The organism is Bradyrhizobium sp. 179 (assembly GCF_023073535.1).
GTDB lineage: Bacteria > Pseudomonadota > Alphaproteobacteria > Rhizobiales > Xanthobacteraceae > Bradyrhizobium.
Window position 1 is genome coordinate 1 of the sequence record NZ_JADPJR010000150.1, and the last position, 1,306, is coordinate 1,306.

Below are 1,306 nucleotides of genomic sequence, written 5' to 3' on the forward strand. Positions count from 1 at the left end.
AATCCGCCCGACCCAGAGGTCGTCGAGGAGGTAGGAAGGTCAAACGGAAGGTACGGCGCAACAGTCGATGAGACGGGGTCAGGAAAACCAGTACATGCCGAGGTGCTTCCAAGTACGCCGCTGTGATTTGGACCTGATCCGCGAACTCCCATACGGGCCCGCGACATATGACGGTCGCAATAAAGGCCGGACAGATGTCAACACCCGACTACGCGCAACACCTGATCGAAAGATTCTTCTTGCATTCACCGGGGCGTCCACAGATGGGTATGTGGGCAACGCGCCAGCGTTGTCCAAGCTTGTCCTTCAGGACAAGCGTCATACCCACAGCCGTTACGGTTCAGCCTTGGACACGGCTGATCTTTGGGGCCGCTTGCGGCGCAGGACTCGCCGGCAAGCTCGACACGCTGGGCGTTGTGGACGAGAAGGTCGAGAACGGCATCGGCGTAAGTGGGATTGCCGATCACCTCGTGCCATTTATCGACCGGCGAGTGGCTGGTGACGATGGTGGAGCGGCGGCCGTAGCGCTCTTCGAGAATCTCAAGCAGATCGTGACGCGCCTCGGCGGTGAGCGGCTCAAGTCCCCAGTCGTCGTATGTGGACGGCCTCTGATGGCAAGCACAATTTGGCACTTCGAACGACTTGGACGTCTGCGATCGTATGTCCGGCCTTTAGCGCGGATCATATCTCCGCGGGCCCTGATGAAGTCCGACAACCAAGGGGTCACATCAAGGATGCGAGCTTTAGAGCTCACACGACTGGTCGGGTTTTCCTGGTTTTCGGTGGCGACCGTTGTCTTTCATCATGCCTTTCTTGCACTTACCAAGCTTAGAACTCTTTGATTTGGATGCGGCTGGCCGAAACTCACGTTCAAGGTTTGGCGAACATCTCGGTGCGGAAGCATTCTCCGGTTTTCATCATTGCCAAGATGATCCGAGCCAGCTTGTTGGCAAGGGCGACGGTCACAAGCCGCGCCGGCTTTTTCGCCAAGAGCCCGACAATCCAGTCGCGCAAGCCGCCGCGGCGTTTTTCCACAACGTTTAGAAGCGATGTTGCTCCGAGAACCAGTAGCTTCCTTATATATCGATTACCCGCCTTGGTGATGCTTCCGAGAGTCGGTTTACCCCCACTCGAAATTTGCCTGGGCGTCAGCCCGAGCCAGGCAGCAAAATCCCGCCCCGAATTGAATATGCTTGGGTCCGGTACACTGGCTGCAATTACCGAGGCAACAAGCTTGCCAACGCCGGGAATTTCTCCGAGCGAACGGCTCGTCTCGCTTCGCGCGTGGGCCTTGGCGATCTCCCTC

General features: G+C 57.7%; 1 protein-coding gene and 1 pseudogene. Both read right to left on the bottom strand.

The annotated features are described in order from the left end of the window. Positions 1-383 precede the first annotated feature (383 nt). Positions 384-593: pseudogene (locus IVB12_RS35005) on the bottom strand (ATP-binding protein); the annotation flags it as partial. Between the two features lie 277 nt (positions 594-870). Further along, a partial coding sequence (locus IVB12_RS35010; protein ID WP_247295631.1) for a transposase occupies positions 871-1,306 on the bottom strand: 436 nt, incomplete at its 5' end.